Here is a 17,664-nt window from a genome sequence, read left to right as displayed (position 1 = left end):
CTAGTTAATTCCTTTTAAGGATAATAATATGATACCACACTTTTACTTGAAAAGAGTTAAAACTTTGTAATATTCTAATACAAAAAAATTATATTTAGTATATTTTTATAATTTTTCTTGACATATTTATTAACCTTAGTTAGAATTTAAATAATTTAATATAAAAAAGCTATGATTAGGAAGAGTAAATTTTAATCGATTATCAGAGATGGAAATTCATAGGCTGAAAGATTTCCTTAATTAGAAATATTGAAAACTACCTAGGAGCTTCATTCTGAAGTTATCTTTTGATTTTAGTAAGAATAGACGTTTTACACACGTTACATGTAACAAGTGGATTTTTTAATCAATTTGGGTGGAACCGCGGGAATATACTCTCGTCCCTTTTTTAGGGATGGGAGTTTTTTTATTATAAAAAATTTGCTTCACTTGATAGACGTGTTGGCGAAACACTTAATGCTGCCAACACGTCTATCAAAATTATATTTTTATGAGGAGGTACAAATATGCACTTTGTAAGTACAAGGGGATGTAGTGAAAAAATAAAGGGATCAAAAGCTATAGTAAACGGACTTTGCTCTGATGGTGGATTATATGTACCAACAGAATTTCCATATTTGAAAAATGAGCTTAATAAATTTATTAATCTATCCTATAAAGAATTATGCTTTGAAATTTTGAAACTATTTTTAGATGATTTTACAGAAAACGAACTTAAATCCTGTATTAACAAAGCTTATGATGATAAATTTGATACAGAAATAATTGCACCAACAAAAAAAATAAACGACAATTATTTTTTAGAGCTATATCATGGACCAACATGTGCCTTTAAGGATATGGCCTTAACATTAATGCCTCATCTTCTGGAAAAATCACTTAAAAAAAATGATATTAAAGAAGATATAGTTATTTTAACAGCAACTTCAGGAGATACAGGCAAAGCCGCCTTAGAGGGGTTCAAAGACTTAGATCAAATTAAAATAATTGTATTTTTCCCTGAAGATGGTGTAAGTAATATTCAGAAACTTCAAATGAGGACTCAAGAAGGAAGTAATACTCATGTTGTTTCAATAAATGGCAATTTTGATGATGCTCAATCTGCTGTTAAAAATATATTTAATGACGAAGAGTTTAATAAATTCTTATTAAAAAATAACTATATTTTATCATCTGCCAACTCTATAAATATTGGTAGATTATTACCTCAAATTGTTTATTATTTTTATTCTTACTTGAATTTAGTAAGAGATAAATATATTAAGTTGGGAGATAAAATAAACTTTGTTGTCCCTACAGGTAATTTTGGTAATATTCTTGCTGCTTATTACGCTAAACTTATGGGCTTACCAATAAATAAATTAATTTGTGCTTCCAATGAAAATAATGTCCTTTATGATTTTTTTGAAACTGGTAAATACGATAAAAATAGATTGCTTCATTTAACAACTTCCCCATCTATGGATATATTAATATCAAGCAATTTAGAAAGACTTTTATTTGAAGTCAGTAATCGAGATGATAAAAAAGTAAATTTACTAATTAATAGTTTAAACGCCAAAGGATTCTATGAAATCGACGAGGATATGGAGTTAAACTTAAGTACTTTCCATGGAGAGTACGCTACTGAAGTCGAGGTAAAAGAAAATATTAATAAAGTTTTTAAAGAGAGCAATTATTTAATAGATACACACACATGTGTAGCTTATACTGCCTATGAAAAATATAAGAAAATTAACTCAGAAGATGTAGTTACTGTAATAGTAAGTACTGCAAGCCCTTATAAATTTAGTAAGGATGTATTATCTTCTTTAGGTAAAAGTGTAGAAAATCTAAATGAATTTGATATTTTAGAAAAGCTTAGTTTAGAAACTAACAAAAAGATTCCATTACCAATAAAAAATTTAAAGACTGCTAAGATTCTACATAATAGAAATTGTGAAAAGTACCAATTAAAAAAAGAAATTGAAAATATTTTAAAAGTGTAGGTGATAATATGTTAGAAGTAATAGTGCCCGCTACTAGTGCAAATATTGGCCCAGGATATGATTGTCTTGGTATAGCCTTAAATTTATATAATAAATTTTATTTTGAGGAAATAGACGAAGGTATTATAATTGAGGAAAAAGAAAAAGAATATATTAATGAGGATAATATGGTTTATCAATCAATGTTATATTTCTTTGAAAAGGTTAAACCAAGTATTATTCCAAAAGGTGTTAAAATAAAAATTATAGATAATATTCCTATTTGCCGTGGACTAGGAAGCAGTGCCACTTGTATAATTGCAGGACTTATGGGTGCAAATTATCTTAGCAAATCAAACTTAAACAAAGAGGAAATATTAAAATTAGCAACAGAAATTGAAGGTCATCCAGACAATGTTGCTCCTGCAATATACGGTAATATGATTGTATCATTTATGGAAGATGAAAAAATATACTATGATACTATTAAGGTTCCAAAAAACTTAAGATTTTGTGCTCTTATACCAGATTTTAAACTTTCAACAGAAAAAGCAAGAGGTGTTCTACCTAAAACTATAGATCATAAAGACGGTGTTTTTAATGTATCAAGAGCTACTCTTTTAGTTACAGCTTTTATGAATAATAATTTGGAATTATTAAAAGTTGCATGCAAGGATAAATTCCACCAAGAATATAGAAGTCCTTTAATAAATGATTACGATAAAATTGTTACTTATTCAAACAAGCTAAATTGCTTAGGTACTTTTTTAAGTGGAGCAGGACCAACTATAATGTCTTTGACTTCTGATGATGATAAGGATTTTTTACCTGATATGGAATCGTATTTATTATCTTTAGATAATAAGTGGCAAATTAAAGATTTGCATTGCGATTATAATGGCGTTGTTGTAAATATTATAGATTAATTTATTTTTTATTAAAGATATAGGCTTGATAAAAATCCTATATCTTTTTATATTTATATTAAGTCATTTTTTATTAAATAGGAAATTTTCATAAAAAGGATTTAATATTCTTTTTAAAAGGTTTATAATATAAGATAGGTCTATTATTTTCATGTTAATTTTTTTCAAGTATTGATTTATTTTAAGAAAATCATTAATATATAATAGATGTTTAAATAATAAAGGAGAGTGATGAAAAATGGACAGTATTCCGATACTCTTGTTTCGGACTGTAAGACTTTTTAATCACTTAATAATATCTATTTATGACTAATACCCTTTTTATATATTGGTCTTTTAATAGATATCATTAAGTGCCAATATATAAAACTGAATAAAGGATGTGTTGCCATGATAAGATATTACAAAACAATTGAGACAAAATTAGAAAAACTTAACTACTTTGAAGATGGTTGTTGGATAAATCTTGTTGAACCGAGTCATGAAGAAATAAGATATATTTCAGATAGATTTGATATAGATATTGATAGTATCAATGCAGCTCTTGATGAAGAAGAACGTTCAAGAATAGATGCGGAGGATAATCATACATTAATTTTAATTGATATTCCAATAGATGAGTCTGACTCTGATTCTGCTCATTACTCTACTATTCCCTTGGGAATAATAGTTAAGGATAATTGTATAATTACTGTATGCACTGCACAGAGTAAAATTCTAAACGACTTTATAGTTGGTCATATAAAAGAATTCTATACTCATAAGAAAACACGTTTTATACTACAAATTTTGCATAAAAATGCTACTTACTATTTATTATATCTTAGAAGAATTAATAGAATGACTATAGAAATAGAACGTGAAATACACAAATCTATGAAGAATAAAGAGCTTGTTCAATTATTAGAACTAGAAAAATCACTTGTATATTTCTCTACTTCTTTAAAAGCAATTGAACTAGTTTTAAATAAAATGCTTCGTACATCTACAATAAAAAAATATTCTGAAGATGAGGATTTATTAGAAGATGTTATTATAGAAAATAGACAGGCCCTTGAAATGGCCTCTATTTATGGAGATATACTTAGTAGAATCATGGATGCTTTTAGTGCTATTGTTAATAATAACCAAAATAACGTAATGCAACTTTTAACTGTTGTGACGCTTATTTTATCCATACCTACAATGATTTCAGGATATTTTGGAATGAACGTTCAAAATATTCCGTTTTCATCAGATCCCAATGGATTTTGGATAATACTATTTATATCAGCAATTATTTGTTTAATATTATCTATACTTTTATCAAAAAATAAATTATTGTAAATAAATATTCTTCATTGTATACTTAAAAAACTTTAAATATTAAAATATATAAAGTTTTTAGTAATAAAGGTGCTTATATGAGTTTTCATCTAAGCACCTTTATTTTAATATTCTATTTTCATTTCAGATTCAATTTTTTCAAACTCATTTTCTAAGTTTTCACTTACTTCTAAAATATATTGAGGTATGTACTCTTCTTCCTCTTCCTCCATAATTTCTTCAAACTGTGCAATCAGTCTTTCATTTTTATCTACATCTAACTCTAAAAGAGTGCTATAAATTTTTTCACTATTTCCATAATGAGCTTCACTAAGGTCTTTGAATATATTTTTACTTTTTTCATAGTATAAATAAGCTAACATATATTCACAATTTTTATCTTCTTTTTTTACACCTTCTATAAAGTATTTTTCACTTTCCTCTATTTCACCTAATTTTAAAGAAAGTTGACCTAAATTATAAATTGATTCAATGCATCCTTGTTCCTTAGACTTTTCATACCAATATTTTGCATTCGTGTAATCATTGTAATGATTTTCATATATCAAACCTAGCATATGTTGTGAGTAAACATTATTTTCATTGGCAGATATATCAAACATCCTTTTAGCTTCTTCATAATTTTCTTCATTATAATATATCCTTCCCAAGTGTATACGGCTATTTACATGATTGTTTTCAACTGCAACGATAAAATACTTCTTGGCCTCTTCAAAATCTTTTAGATACTCATATATTAACCCTAAGGCATATGCTGCATAAATATCTTTATTCTCAAATGCTTTTTCATACCAAACAATAGCTTCATCGATGTTATCAATCCTCTTAAATATATCTCCCAATTTTATTTGAGAAGATACAATAGTAGAATTTCGTTGATAATATGATATAGCTTTTTCTATATCTCCTATTTGGTCATACAAATCACCTATATTTTCTATAGACACTTTACATCCATCAACTATAGCTTCATCGTAATTTTTTATAGCTTTATCATAGTTTTCTTCTTCAAAATATAATCCTGCTAAATTATTTTTAGCCTCTACCATATCATTAGAAGCTAGATCATAATACATCTTTGCTCTTTCTATTTCATTTTCTCTATTACACAAATTAGCTAATCTAAATTTACATAATGGATTATCATGTTCAATTCCCTTTTCATAATATTCAATAGCATCTTCTCTTCTATCCTGTCTGTCATATAAATAAGCTAACCTATACTGCGCTTTTGAAAATTCACTTTTGCAGCTTTTTAAATAGTATCTTTCTGCTTCACTTTCATCCTTATTTATTTCCATGATTAGACCCATATTATAGCATCCCTTTGCATGAGCTGAACGATACAATTGTTTATACATAGAAATAGCATTCTTTTCATTATCATTTTTTCTATACAAAATAGCTAAATTGTATTTACAATCATCAGAAAGTAATACAGAACCCTTTTTAAAAAATTCTATAGCTTCCTCTTCTTTTTCTAAATGAAGATATAAGATACCTAAATTAAAACATGCTGATCCCAAGTTATCATCTGCTGCAATCTTTAACCATTTTTCACTTCTTAAATAATCACCCAATTTATAATGAACCACTCCAAGATTATTTTGCGCCTTCACATTTCCTTCCATGGCAACTTTTTCATACCAATATAGCGCATACTCGTATCCTTCTAAATCATAATACATATTCCCTAAATCATAAGCAGCATTTTCATGACCATTTTTGAATGCCATAGAATACCATCTTTCTGCCTCATGGTATTGTTTTCTGCTTAAATATATTTTCCCTAATGAATATTGTGACTTTACATTACCTTCTTCTGCTGAGATTTTATATGATTCAATTGCTTCATCTAACTTTCCCATCTTCTCCAAGATAATAGCCTTCTTATGTGCTAATCCAGATTCTTTAGGTAAATCTTTAATTTTTCCAAAAGAAAATTTTGAACTCATCATCTTTCTTACTCCTATTTTATTTAATATAATAATTGCAATAATAGATATTATATTACATTGTATCTACTTCATGAATATTTTTTCAAAATTGTAATAAAGATGTAATTTTATGTTTGGATAAATTACATCTATTATATTATTTTTATAATCAGCTTTATTATTCAAAAAATGAAAAACTTGATTAATTGACAAAAAAAATATATTATATATACATCGACATTATAATATTCTATATTATATTATGAATACATATGGATTTAAATTTATTATTAAAAATTTGTCTTTTAGTAGTTATTATAGGAGTTGGCCTTAAACTATTAAAAGTTTTTACATCTATGATTTTTAAGGCTGCACTATTAATTTTAGTATGTCTATTAGTTCTTAAATTCTTAAAACTAATTTAAACTATAAAAGACCTCTTAAAATCTATCACCGTTAATAAGATTTTAAGAGGTTTATTTATGATATTAATTATTATATTTGATTTGCATCCTTGCTATAAATAGCTCCACCTAGTATTTGCTCTTCCTTTTCTACAAACTCTTCTAATCTAGGATTTATAGCTTTTAAAAACATATTTATAAAGTTTAGTAGTATAAAGAATACTACATAAGTTGCAATAAATATTTCTACATTACCTAATACTCCAAATAGATGACCTAAATTTGCATGTCCAGTTGATACAAAGAATGATGATAATTTGTATGCTGCTAATGTTGCTATTGCTAAGGGAAATGTAAATGCTGCATATGATGGTTTAAATCCTTCTTTAAAAAGCTTAATTATATAAGCATAGACAACACCTAAAAGTATTAATCCAGTAACTATAAGCCATGTTAACATATACATATTTGGGTGTGGCTCTATTGATAAAATACCAACAATACCTAGTGGCGCTGGAGAACAAACAATCCCTACAGTAGGTAGTTTTTTATCATCTAATATTTCACTTTTAAAAACAATGTATAAAACTACTGGTAATAATATTGTATAAAAAGTAAATCCAAACATTAGCATGAAATGTGCTATAGCAGGTATTATTCCACCCATTCCCACACTGGCAACACTACCTGTTATCATGCCCGTATATATAATAAAACATGTAGGCATTACATTGTTAAAGTTTCTTTCTTTAATTCTTATTATTGTATAATAAATTGCTATAGAATAATGATATATAGCTGCCCCTATCCATAACGCTGAACAAAACTTTGGTGCATGTGGATAAAAATATGCAGATACTAACCAAGTTACCATACCGAATGTTGGATAAAAAGTTCCCATTACTGGATCTTTAAGTTCTTTTAACATTGTTTTAGGGAATTTTATTAATCTTATAAACATTAGTGATAACATTATTACTGCTAATCCTATAGATAGTGGTTTTAAGTAATTTATATCTTTTATTAACCAGCAGTTACTTAATGTTATAAATGCTAAACATGTACCACTTATTCCGATGTGTAAATTTTCTAATTTATCTAAATACTGTCTCATTTAATCACCTCTGTCAATTTTATATTTACACTTTATTTTCTTGCCTGCCTTAACTATGTACATCATTATATCACCATTATTCAAAAAATAAATAGGATTTCAATATTTTATATATTTAACTTTTTCATGCTAATCATAAGTTTTGTTTATGGATGATAATGTCTTTAATAGAATAATATTATTATATTATTTTCGTAAAACAATTAAATTTATATGTTATTAACGTCCATAATTGTAGCTCCCTTTTTTACAATTAATAACTAACCCGTTACCTGTTGATTTGAATAAAATATGTCCACATTCATCACTTCTGTGAACCTCTATATTTTCATTTTTTAAAGTTTGCATAGTTTCTTTATTTGGATGACCATATCTATTGTTTTTCCCAACTGTTATTACAGCATACTGAGGATTAATTTTCTTTATAAAATTAATATCAGAACTAGTATTAGAACCATGGTGGCCTACCTTAATTAAGTCAACATCATCCACCTTAATAATTCTTTCAATATCATATCCTGCATCTCCCATAAGCAATACCTTATCATTACCGTTTACATATTCTAAAACAATAGAATTATCATTTGGGTTCTTAAGATTTGCTGCTGATAACACTTTAAACTTTGATGTTCCTAAATAGAATTCTGTTCCTAATAATGGTACACTAGGGTATAAACTTTTCTTAGCCATTGAATTTATAAAGTCTGAGTAAGTTTTTGTATTTGCATCTCCATTACTTACATAAACATTTTTTACAGGAATTGAATTAATTACAGCATCTAACCCACCTATATGATCGGCATCTGGATGTGTAGCTATAACGTATTTTAGCTCTTTTACACCTATATCGTTTAAATAATTAACTACAGTTTCTTCATCATCATTATCTCCACCATCAATAAGAGCTGATTCTCCTCCTTGTCTAATAAGAATTGCATCTGAATTCCCCGTATTTATAAAATGTAATTGAGCTTCATAAACGTTCGATGATGTATTTTCATCTTCTTCATTTTTATTATTTTGATTACTTTTATTTTCTTTTTTATTAATATTTAAAGAAATTGTATTATATTTATTCAGAGCCTGCGATAATAGCTGTGAGTCTGCTATAACTTCGTTTAAGTTTGGTGTTGTAATTATGAAAGTACATAAAACTATTAAATAACTTGTTAACGTTCGCAAAAATACTTCTTTTTAGTTTTTATTTTTTGAATAAAGTTAATATTTAATATTATTTCAAATTATTAGTAAAATTCTATTATAATTGTTATAATATGTTTTATGGAGGGATATATATGAAAAATAATTTAAAAAATATCATAACAGAAGCTTTAGGTATGATTATAGGATGTATACTAGCAAGTATTGGTATAAACATGTTCTTTAGTCCTTACACTATTGCACCAGGTGGCTTAAGTGGTCTATCTGTAGTTTTAAGCAAAATTAGTGGTTTATCTGTATCAGCAATAATGTTAATAATGGGTATACCTCTAATAATATTTTCAATCAAAATTTTAGGGAAAAAAGATGCTCTAAAGACTTTAATAGGTATGTTACTTTTATCAACTTGTCTAAAGCTTACATCTTCATTTTCTCAAATTACAGTAACAAATGATGTTTTATTATCAGCAATAACAGGAGCTATACTTTTGGGGTTAGGACTAGGAATTATATTTAGAGTTGATGGTTCCACTGGAGGAACAGATCTAATAGCCCTGATGGTTAACAAGGCTATCCCAAGCATTCCTTTATCAAAATGCTTAGTATTTATAGACGGACTTGTTGTGATATCGTCAGGTTTAGTTAATAAGAATTTAGAAACAGGTTTATATTCAGCAATTAGCTTATATGTTATCGTAAAAATGGTAGATTTTATTGTTGCAGGATTTGATTATTCAAAAAGCTTTATGATAATAACAAACGAAGAAGAAGCTCTAAAAAATGCTATTGTGAATGATATTAAAAGAGGTATAACTATTCTTGATGGAAAAGGTGGTTATACTGATAATAGCAAAAGTGTATTAATAGTCGTTGTAAATAAGAAACAAGAAGTTCATTTAAAGAAATTAATTAAAAAAGTTGATAAAAATGCCTTTATAATAGTTAGCGATGTGCATGAAGTATTTGGTGAAGGGTTTACACCAATAAGTGCATAAGTATATATAATTATAAGACTTGTAATTTCTTAACAATTTATTATAATTATATATACTTAGTTTTAAGAAAAGAGGTATGATTAATGAACATAAAAATAGCAGCAATATGCGATAATGAATTAAGTGGAAAGCTTCTTAAAGAAACAGCTTCTAAGATTGGAATAATTGTAAACTACGAAGTACAAAATGAAAACGGTATAGTAAATAAATTATCTAATGATATTATACAAAACTCAAATATAGTGCTATTTGTGACAGAAAAAGAAGTTGAAGAAATTGAAGAAATTGAAAGATTTATTGATCGAGAATATTATGAAGTATTACCTCAATTTGTTATAGAAAATCCATCTAATGTAATTTCAGAAATAACACTTGATTTAAACTAAAAAAGAGAGATATATTCTCTCTTTTTTGGTTTGTAATTTTATTTTATTTTCTTTAAATCTATATAAGCTTCTATTTGAGGTATGTAGATCATATTCTCCTTCAAATGAGTATTCCCAAATTCTTTTAACTCATTCCCCTCTTTATCCTTTGTAATTTTATATTTTATAACTTCACTATTTTCATTTATGTCAGCATGAAAATACATTCCTTCATATTGTTTAAATCTAAAATTAAAATTGTCTCTAGTAAGCTTAATACTTATGTTGCTCATTTACACCATCCTCATTAATCCATTTTAAAATCTTTTAAAAACATTTCTAAAAGTTCGATACCATAAGAAGATAAAGGATAATTACCTTCGCAAATACACCAGTCATATAAAACTGCCCTTTCTTGCATGGCATAAATTTTAGCTAGTTCCCAAAATGATCTATCATTCTTTATTTGATTTCTATTTTGACCTTCACTTATTATTTGTTGCAATACTTTATAGTATACCCTTTGCTGGTCTAACAAAGTTTTTTTGCCTTTTTTAATAATCTGAGATGAATACAAAGTTGCCAATAAATCTACAGGCACATTTTCCTCTATAAATCTAAATAAATGTCTACTCGTTGTTATAAGCTTATCAAAACTATTCATATTTACATCTAAAGTATCCATTATCTTTGTATATTCTTCATCAAATATATCTGATAAGGTATTTAATAAATCATCTTTTGCACTAAAATAGTGATAAAAATTACCTTTCGATATTCCACATTCATTTATTATTTGATCAACTGTTGTTGCATCATATCCCTGTTCATAAAACAATTTCCATGCAACAGAAGATATTTTATTTTTTGTTGAATTAAGTTCATCCATGGCCTTTCCCCTTTATAACTTATTACGAAAACACATATCCTTTTCAAATTCATTATAACATAAAAAAATGACCTATTTCTAGGTCATTTAAATATATCTATATTTCATTCTTCCATAACTTCACTCTAGATACTATATCTTCAGCTCCCAATATACCTGATACAAGAGCATATCCATCTGGATTAAACTGTTTCAATTTATGCACATTATCCAAATTTATTCCTCCAATTAAAACAAAAGGCATCTCAACTTCATCTATTATTTCGTTTAAAGTGTTGAATGAAACATCTTTGGCATCTAATTTTGTACTTGTTGAAAACATTGCTCCTATACCTAAATAGTCAGCTCCATCTTTTTTAGCTTGCTTTGCCTCTTTAACAGTTCTAGCAGATACTCCAATAATTTTATCTTCACCGATTAATTTTCTTACTGAAGTAGCATCTATATCACTTTGACCCACATGAACACCATCAGCATCAACAAGCAAGGCAATGTCTATTCTATCATTAATAATAAAAAAAACGTTATATTTTTTAGTAATTTCTCTAAGCTTTATTGCTTTTTCCAAAAACTCCTTACCATCAGCATCTTTTTCTCTAAGTTGTACCATAGTAACTCCGGCTTGAATAGCCTCTTCTATGCATTTATAAAAATCTCTTCCTTTTAATAAATCTGAATCTGTTACTAAATATAATTTAAGTAATTTTTTTAACTTATTTTTATCTACCATAATACTCTCCTTAACTTGCCTTATTTATTGTAGTTATATTAGCCATTTTCATAATCTTTCCTATAGGAATTATTGTTATAACCACAGAACTTAATAATGCTTCTATTCCTTCTCCTGTTAAATTATATACTAAAGAATAAATTAAAGGGCTCCATCCAACAGGTGCATATTCATAAAAGTACACACACCCAGATATAACATGAACTGTAACTTTAAGCGCTACTGCTATTAAACAGCCTAAAAATATCTTACTTTTCTTTTCTGAACCACATATTCCGCTTAAACCTAATAACATTGTTGGAAGTATATAGTCTAATAAAAATTGTGCTGGATGAACTATAAATAATTCTCCACCTAATAGTGTTATTAATCCTGACACTAAACCACAAGTCATGCCTATAATAGGTCCGTATAAAATACCAACTAATAGTATTGGTAATGATGCCAGTAAATTAAATCCTCCACCTTGAGGATATTGAACAAATTGTATTTTTGATAAAACAAAATGTACACCTGCAAATAAAGCTATTATCACCATTGTTTTTGTATTTAATTTAAAGTCCTTAAGTTTAAAAATATAATAAATTATAGGTATTAAACATAAACCTAATATAAATATATTTAACATTAGCTCATCTCCTTATAGGCCATATCCCAAAATGCCATCTCATATAAACTTCCCTTTATAAAAATCTCTTTTAATTTTTCTTTTTTGCTATCGTCTATATTTTTACAAAGTTCATTTGCAAAATCTATATTTTCCTTGGCGCACATTCTATATTCTTCACAAGAATATGACTCTATCCATGCTGCGTAATAATTATTTTCTAACTTATCCTTATATATTTCTTTCATTTCTTTAGCTATATAATAATAACTCCACGCACATGGAAGTACTGCTATTATTAAATCTTGAATATCTCCTGTTAATGCTATACTTTTCATAAAATTAGTATAATTTTCATTTTCCAATTTTATATTATGTCTTTGAAGTGTTTTAATATCTTCACCTAGCTCTTTTAAATAAGCTATATGTGTAGCACTTTCATCTTCCATAATTCCATTTATGCTATCTTTAAAAAACTTCATATGATTTACGTCATCACTTTTTATAAGTCCCATGGCGTAAACTTTAGCATAATCTAGAAGGTATAAGTAATCTTGAACTAAATATTCTCTAAACTTTTTTTTGTCTAAAGTTCCTTGTCCCATTTCTACTATAAAAGGATGTTTTAAATATTCATCCCATATTTCCTTACTTTCATTAAATAAATAATCTGATAATAACATAGCATTCCCCTCTCTACTATAATGAACTATTAAGTTGCGCTAACTCAATTTTCCCATACTTATTACAAGTCTCTTCATTCAAAGTAAAAATTTCATCAAATAGTTTTGTTTTAAAACTTCCTATTGCTGGATTTTCTCTGTTTGCCAATTCTCCACAAAGAGACATTACTAAAGTCCCCATTACTGCTGCATCTATTTTATCTTCTGTACATGGTAAGAAACTTCCTATTAAAGATGTGCTCATACATCCTGTTCCTGTTATAAATTTAAGTTTAGGTGTTCCATTGCTTATTTTGTATATTTTATTTCCATCACTAATCACATCAGTCTTTCCTGAAGCAACAACAATGCACTCAAGTTTTTTAGCTACTTCTTTGGTAATAAATGATGCATCACTTCCATCATCAAAAGAATCTACACCTTTACCTTTTACATCCATTCCACCTATAAACTGAATTTCAGATATATTTCCTCTTATCACATCAAATTTAACTTCATTTAATAATTTATTAGTTAAATCAGTTCTTGCCTTTGTAGCAAATACCCCTACTGGATCTAGTATAACTGGCTTGTTGTACTTATTTGCAGTTTTTCCTGCTAAAACATATAAATCCAACAATTCACTATTCATTGTTCCTATATTAATAACTACACTGCTAGCAACTTTAACTATATCATCAACTTCTTCATAAGAAAAACTCATCAGTGGACTTGCCCCTATAGCTAGTGTTGTATTCGCACAATCTGTTATAGTAACATTATTTGTATAGTTCAATACAAGTGGATTTATTTCTTTAACTTTTTTTAATAATTTATACATAATATCCCCCTATTGTTTAATCAAATTTATAAAAATGATGTACTGGTCCTACACCCTTACCTATATCAAAACTATGTCTTATTGCTTCAGTAATATATTCTTTACTAAGTTTTACAGATTCAACAATATCATATCCAAGTGCCAAATGAGATGTTATGGCAGATGATATTGTACATCCAGTTCCATGAGTATTTTTTCTATTTATTCTTTCACATTTAAAAACTTCAAATAAATCCTCACCTATTAACACATCTACACAATCACCATCTAAATGTCCACCTTTCATAAGAACATATTTAGGTCCTAAATCAAGAATTACCTTACCTACTTTTTTCATATCTTCAACTGTATCTATCTTCATATTACTTATTTCTTCAGCTTCGGGTATATTTGGTGTTACTATATAAGCCTTAGGTATAAGGTATTTTATTAGACTATCCTTAGCTTCTGGTCTAAGAAGAGAATACCCACTTTTAGAAATCATAACTGGGTCTACAACTAAGTATTCACATGGATATTTTTCTAATGAGTCAACTATATCTTTAATTATTTCTGGAGAAGATACCATCCCTACTTTTATTGCTTTTGGTGGTATATCCTCACAAACCGCTTTTATTTGTTCCTTAATAATCTTGGAACTAAGCTCTTGCACATCAGAAACACCCTGTGTATTTTGAGCTGTTATTGCAGTAATTACACTCATTCCATAAGTTCCTATGGCAGAAAACGTTTTTAAATCTGCTTGTATTCCGGCTCCACCTGATGAGTCAGAGCCAGCTATTGTTAATGTTGGTATCTTGTAATTTTTCATACCTTTACTCCCCCCTAATTCGTAATATATACTTATGATTCGTACTCAAAATAAGATAAATCATAAATTTCCTAGAAAAAAACGCTATGCCTATAGGCATAGCGTTTATATACAAATTTAAAACCCTTATATGGTTATAAAATTCATAGTGCTTTCCTACGCTGGTATTATCCAGATCAGGTACAAGGGTCGGTATAAACCTCTCAGCCAATGGCGCCCCTAGCAATTTATTTACTTTCAACTTCATTATAATTCATTTAAAATAATTGTCAACTTTTATTTATTTTTCCAATACTTATTTGAAATTTATCTTTAACTTCATCAATAAAAAACTCCGGATTATTTATTATCCATATTTTTTTAGATTTACTTAATTTTTTTATATAATATTCTAATTTCATAGCTTGGCTTTTACTATCACTTTCAAAAAACACTTCCAACTTATCAAAACCTTTAGCCCTTGTATATTTAGAATTGATACCTTTTTTATGTTCTTCCATGCGTCTTATTATATCTGTAGTATAACCTGTGTATAAAGTATTGTTTTTGCATCTAATTATATATGTATAACACATGTATATCCCCCTACAATTTTATATTATTAATTATACCCTATGAACCTACTTAAAAACACAATTTTTTAAACTAAAAAAGAGTTATCAATAAAAATTGATAACCCTTTAATAAATGCTATTCAACTGTAATTGCATCTACAGGACAACTTTCTTCTGCGTCCTTAGCATCATCTTCAGCATCTGCTGGAACAGTATCAACTATTACATGAGATAAACCTTCGTCATCCATTTCAAATACTGCTGGACATACAGATGGACAAACTCCACATCCTATACATGTATCTCTATCTACGTGTGCTTTCATTTGTAACCTCCATTTATAAATTTCAATATCATGTATATTATTATCTATTTATAATAATATCATACATCAAACAGTATTTATTTCTAATCTAATAGGTTTTATCTAAAACATAATTTATTATTGGTGTTATTGTATGTTTATCACTTCTATCAATATTCATATTTTTTTCTAAATTTGTTATTTCAAAAGATAGGTTTTTATTTATACATTTTTTGATTTTTACTTTGTCTAATCTACTTAAACTATTAAAATTAATGCATCCTTGCAAGAAAAAAAACTTTATTTTATTTTTAATATCTTCATCTTTAAAATTATATTCCACTATATCTTCTTTGCTTTGTAAATTCATACTCACACAAAATAAAACTATATTTTTATTTTTTATAATATTATATTTATCTTCTAAATAATCTCTCAAATATATTTGAGAATTATATATGGGACTACCAAATATAATTGTTTTATATTTTAACAAATCCCATCTTCCTACATCCGCTACTTCATACAGATCTGCATTTAGTTTTATGGCTAACCATCCAGCATATTTCATAGTGCATCCATACTTACTTTTATATACAATGGCTATTTTTTTATCATAAGGCACAATAATCCCTCCATATTTTTATATATTAAAATAATAAAGGATTTATGATTTCTATTTCAATAAATTATATAAACATTTTTTCCCCTAAAACAGAAAATGATTGTAATGCTAGATAGGCTCTAATATCTAAAGAAATAATATTATTTTTTATTATTTCTCTTGCCTCTTCCTGTGAAATTAAAATAGCTTCAATATCTTCATCATCTTCTAAAAATTTATTACTAATCTCACCTTCACATATACAATAAACAAATGCTGCAGATTCATCTGTCATTCCTGGTGATAAATATACTTGATTGCAACTTAGATCTTTTTTTATTTCTATTACATCTAAACCAGTTTCTTCCTTTAATTCTCTTTTTACAGCACTTTCAAAATTTTCATCATCACTATCTACAAGCCCTGCTGGCAATTCATAAATATATTTATTTATAGGCACCCTAAATTCTTTAATTATAACTAGCTTTTCACTATCTTTATGATATGCACATATTATTACAGCATCTACTTTATCCTTTTCATTATCAAAATAAATCCCTTCTAATACCTCTTTTTTCTTTCTTGATGCTACTGTCCAACTTTTTTCTTTATTACTTTTGTTTAAATATTTAACATTATATAAACTTATAAATTTTGTTTCTACCAATGATGTAATATCTTTTATTCTACCCATAATTACCTCCTAATTAAATAAATTAAAAATTAATTTCTTTATTATCTTTATCAACAATACCAACTATTACGTCACAATTAAAAATTTCAGTAAACAAATTTGCCAACTCATCCATAGCTTTTACAACACTTTCAAAGTTACTATGTCTAAATCCATCTATAGGAACAAAAATATTTCTTGTTTTAGATATAATCTTACCCACTTCTACTTGTCTCCATATCCACCTTCTAGTTTTCACATATTTATACTTGGAAGTTTTTTATTTTTTGCCACCCTAGATGTCATAGCTTCTATAGAACTCATCTACTTATTATGGTTTATATTTAACTCTCTAAAAGCTTCTCTATATGATAGCATCTTTTACCTTTTTATTTACATAGTATTCTTCAACTCTTTTAATATTATCATTTAATAAATTATTTATTTGTTCTATGTTTCAACTATTATCAATTCCTTTTACAACTCCAAAACATACATCTCCCAACTCACTAAAAACTTCATCACTAACTTTAAATTTCATTTTTTTCTCCTGTCTTACCTTTTTAATTTTGCACAGATAAGGGCAACTATAAATTACTATTTTCCATAAGTTTTTTATTCAATAAGATGTCTTTTGTATACCCACTTTCTATAATTGTACTTTTTTAAACTATAATTTAATTACAAGATTATAGTAGTTAGTATGTTTATAACTGGATTTAAACTACGAATGATACTGTTCTTATTTGATATACTATCTACACTTTTTAAATTATAAATGGACTGTACGAAAT

Annotated in this window: 20 protein-coding genes, 1 riboswitch and 1 other annotated feature; of the genes, 5 read left to right on the top strand and 15 right to left on the bottom strand. The window is 27.1% G+C overall.

The genetic code is table 11. From position 1 onward, the window contains the following. The first annotated feature begins 162 nt into the window (after positions 1-162). Positions 163-388: a binding site (T-box leader), on the top strand. A 118-nt stretch (positions 389-506) separates the two neighbouring features. The 3 genes from thrC (at position 507) to QX51_RS15780 (ending at position 4,219) form a co-directional block, all read left to right on the top strand. Next, on the top strand, positions 507-1,988 hold the full coding sequence (gene thrC, locus QX51_RS15790) for a threonine synthase (protein ID WP_039680865.1): 1,482 nt from the start codon (positions 507-509) through the stop codon (positions 1,986-1,988). A gap of 8 nt (positions 1,989-1,996) precedes the next feature. After that, a complete protein-coding gene (gene thrB / locus QX51_RS15785; protein WP_039680864.1) occupies positions 1,997-2,893 on the top strand; it encodes a homoserine kinase in 897 nt (298 codons plus the stop codon). Positions 2,894-3,283: 390 nt separating this feature from the next. Continuing rightward, complete coding sequence (locus QX51_RS15780; RefSeq protein ID WP_039680863.1) at positions 3,284-4,219, top strand: magnesium transporter CorA family protein; 936 nt, start codon at positions 3,284-3,286, stop codon at positions 4,217-4,219. A gap of 104 nt (positions 4,220-4,323) precedes the next feature. On the opposite strand, the gene QX51_RS15775 is transcribed toward QX51_RS15780, so the two are convergent. The 3 genes from QX51_RS15775 to QX51_RS15765 form a co-directional block, all read right to left on the bottom strand. Continuing rightward, positions 4,324-6,177, bottom strand: a complete 1,854-nt coding sequence (locus tag QX51_RS15775; protein WP_039680862.1) for a tetratricopeptide repeat protein — start codon at positions 6,175-6,177, stop codon at positions 4,324-4,326. A 474-nt stretch (positions 6,178-6,651) separates the two neighbouring features. Next, positions 6,652-7,674, bottom strand: a complete 1,023-nt coding sequence (locus tag QX51_RS15770; protein ID WP_039680861.1) for a TDT family transporter — start codon at positions 7,672-7,674, stop codon at positions 6,652-6,654. A 219-nt stretch (positions 7,675-7,893) separates the two neighbouring features. After that, on the bottom strand, positions 7,894-8,856 hold the full coding sequence (locus QX51_RS15765) for a ComEC/Rec2 family competence protein (RefSeq protein ID WP_052233107.1): 963 nt from the start codon (positions 8,854-8,856) through the stop codon (positions 7,894-7,896). A gap of 113 nt (positions 8,857-8,969) precedes the next feature. On the opposite strand from QX51_RS15765, the gene QX51_RS15760 reads away from it, so the two are divergent. Then, complete coding sequence (locus QX51_RS15760) at positions 8,970-9,830, top strand: YitT family protein (protein ID WP_039680860.1); 861 nt, start codon at positions 8,970-8,972, stop codon at positions 9,828-9,830. 83 nt (positions 9,831-9,913) lie between these two features. Further along, the gene (locus tag QX51_RS15755) at positions 9,914-10,216 is read left to right on the top strand and encodes a PTS sugar transporter subunit IIABC family protein (RefSeq protein ID WP_039680859.1); all 303 of its coding nucleotides are present in this window, start codon (positions 9,914-9,916) and stop codon (positions 10,214-10,216) included. A gap of 38 nt (positions 10,217-10,254) precedes the next feature. Here the strand turns inward: QX51_RS15755 and QX51_RS15750 are convergent, their stop codons facing one another. From QX51_RS15750 to QX51_RS21300, 12 genes are all read right to left on the bottom strand, one after another. Continuing rightward, a complete protein-coding gene (locus QX51_RS15750) occupies positions 10,255-10,479 on the bottom strand; it encodes a hypothetical protein (protein WP_039680866.1) in 225 nt (74 codons plus the stop codon). 23 nt (positions 10,480-10,502) lie between these two features. Next, the gene (locus tag QX51_RS15745) at positions 10,503-11,084 is read right to left on the bottom strand and encodes a TetR/AcrR family transcriptional regulator (protein WP_039680858.1); all 582 of its coding nucleotides are present in this window, start codon (positions 11,082-11,084) and stop codon (positions 10,503-10,505) included. 97 nt (positions 11,085-11,181) lie between these two features. Further along, positions 11,182-11,814, bottom strand: coding sequence for a thiamine phosphate synthase (gene thiE / locus QX51_RS15740; RefSeq protein ID WP_039680857.1), 633 nt, complete (start codon positions 11,812-11,814; stop codon positions 11,182-11,184). A gap of 10 nt (positions 11,815-11,824) precedes the next feature. Then, positions 11,825-12,442: an energy-coupled thiamine transporter ThiT gene (gene thiT / locus QX51_RS15735; RefSeq protein ID WP_039680856.1), complete on the bottom strand. Its 618-nt coding sequence runs from the start codon at positions 12,440-12,442 to the stop codon at positions 11,825-11,827. After that, positions 12,442-13,104, bottom strand: coding sequence for a thiaminase II (tenA, locus tag QX51_RS15730; protein ID WP_039680855.1), 663 nt, complete (start codon positions 13,102-13,104; stop codon positions 12,442-12,444). Before tenA ends, thiT begins: the two co-directional genes overlap by 1 nt. Positions 13,105-13,120: 16 nt before the next feature. After that, entirely contained in the window at positions 13,121-13,924 is an 804-nt protein-coding gene (thiM, locus tag QX51_RS15725) for a hydroxyethylthiazole kinase (protein ID WP_039680854.1), read from the bottom strand. A 16-nt stretch (positions 13,925-13,940) separates the two neighbouring features. After that, on the bottom strand, positions 13,941-14,735 hold the full coding sequence (thiD, locus tag QX51_RS15720; RefSeq protein ID WP_039680853.1) for a bifunctional hydroxymethylpyrimidine kinase/phosphomethylpyrimidine kinase: 795 nt from the start codon (positions 14,733-14,735) through the stop codon (positions 13,941-13,943). 136 nt (positions 14,736-14,871) lie between these two features. Continuing rightward, a riboswitch (TPP riboswitch) is annotated at positions 14,872-14,966 on the bottom strand. A 38-nt stretch (positions 14,967-15,004) separates the two neighbouring features. Continuing rightward, entirely contained in the window at positions 15,005-15,310 is a 306-nt protein-coding gene (locus QX51_RS15715; RefSeq protein WP_039680852.1) for a GIY-YIG nuclease family protein, read from the bottom strand. 115 nt (positions 15,311-15,425) lie between these two features. Then, a complete protein-coding gene (locus tag QX51_RS15710; protein ID WP_039680851.1) occupies positions 15,426-15,614 on the bottom strand; it encodes a ferredoxin in 189 nt (62 codons plus the stop codon). Between the two features lie 88 nt (positions 15,615-15,702). Beyond that, complete coding sequence (locus QX51_RS15705) at positions 15,703-16,218, bottom strand: flavodoxin domain-containing protein (protein WP_039680850.1); 516 nt, start codon at positions 16,216-16,218, stop codon at positions 15,703-15,705. 64 nt (positions 16,219-16,282) lie between these two features. After that, positions 16,283-16,891, bottom strand: coding sequence for an NUDIX hydrolase (locus QX51_RS15700; protein ID WP_039680849.1), 609 nt, complete (start codon positions 16,889-16,891; stop codon positions 16,283-16,285). A 22-nt stretch (positions 16,892-16,913) separates the two neighbouring features. Continuing rightward, a complete protein-coding gene (locus QX51_RS21300) occupies positions 16,914-17,129 on the bottom strand; it encodes a hypothetical protein (protein WP_052233106.1) in 216 nt (71 codons plus the stop codon). Positions 17,130-17,664: the final 535 nt, after the last annotated feature.

The sequence above is a fragment of the Terrisporobacter othiniensis genome (genome assembly GCF_000808015.1).
Lineage (GTDB): Bacteria > Bacillota > Clostridia > Peptostreptococcales > Peptostreptococcaceae > Terrisporobacter > Terrisporobacter muris.
Note: the sequence above shows the minus strand (reverse complement) of the source record. Positions and strands in the feature narration are given on the sequence as shown.

Coding starts and splice junctions, on each gene's coding strand:
- thrC (WP_039680865.1), top strand. CDS start 507: ATGCACTTTGTAAGTACAAGGGGATGTAGTGAAAAAATAAAGGGATCA.
- thrB (WP_039680864.1), top strand. CDS start 1,997: ATGTTAGAAGTAATAGTGCCCGCTACTAGTGCAAATATTGGCCCAGGA.
- QX51_RS15780 (WP_039680863.1), top strand. CDS start 3,284: ATGATAAGATATTACAAAACAATTGAGACAAAATTAGAAAAACTTAAC.
- QX51_RS15775 (WP_039680862.1), bottom strand. CDS start 6,177: ATGATGAGTTCAAAATTTTCTTTTGGAAAAATTAAAGATTTACCTAAA.
- QX51_RS15770 (WP_039680861.1), bottom strand. CDS start 7,674: ATGAGACAGTATTTAGATAAATTAGAAAATTTACACATCGGAATAAGT.
- QX51_RS15760 (WP_039680860.1), top strand. CDS start 8,970: ATGAAAAATAATTTAAAAAATATCATAACAGAAGCTTTAGGTATGATT.
- QX51_RS15755 (WP_039680859.1), top strand. CDS start 9,914: ATGAACATAAAAATAGCAGCAATATGCGATAATGAATTAAGTGGAAAG.
- QX51_RS15745 (WP_039680858.1), bottom strand. CDS start 11,084: ATGGATGAACTTAATTCAACAAAAAATAAAATATCTTCTGTTGCATGG.
- thiE (WP_039680857.1), bottom strand. CDS start 11,814: ATGGTAGATAAAAATAAGTTAAAAAAATTACTTAAATTATATTTAGTA.
- thiT (WP_039680856.1), bottom strand. CDS start 12,442: ATGTTAAATATATTTATATTAGGTTTATGTTTAATACCTATAATTTAT.
- tenA (WP_039680855.1), bottom strand. CDS start 13,104: ATGTTATTATCAGATTATTTATTTAATGAAAGTAAGGAAATATGGGAT.
- thiM (WP_039680854.1), bottom strand. CDS start 13,924: ATGTATAAATTATTAAAAAAAGTTAAAGAAATAAATCCACTTGTATTG.
- thiD (WP_039680853.1), bottom strand. CDS start 14,735: ATGAAAAATTACAAGATACCAACATTAACAATAGCTGGCTCTGACTCA.
- QX51_RS15715 (WP_039680852.1), bottom strand. CDS start 15,310: ATGTGTTATACATATATAATTAGATGCAAAAACAATACTTTATACACA.
- QX51_RS15710 (WP_039680851.1), bottom strand. CDS start 15,614: ATGAAAGCACACGTAGATAGAGATACATGTATAGGATGTGGAGTTTGT.
- QX51_RS15700 (WP_039680849.1), bottom strand. CDS start 16,891: ATGGGTAGAATAAAAGATATTACATCATTGGTAGAAACAAAATTTATA.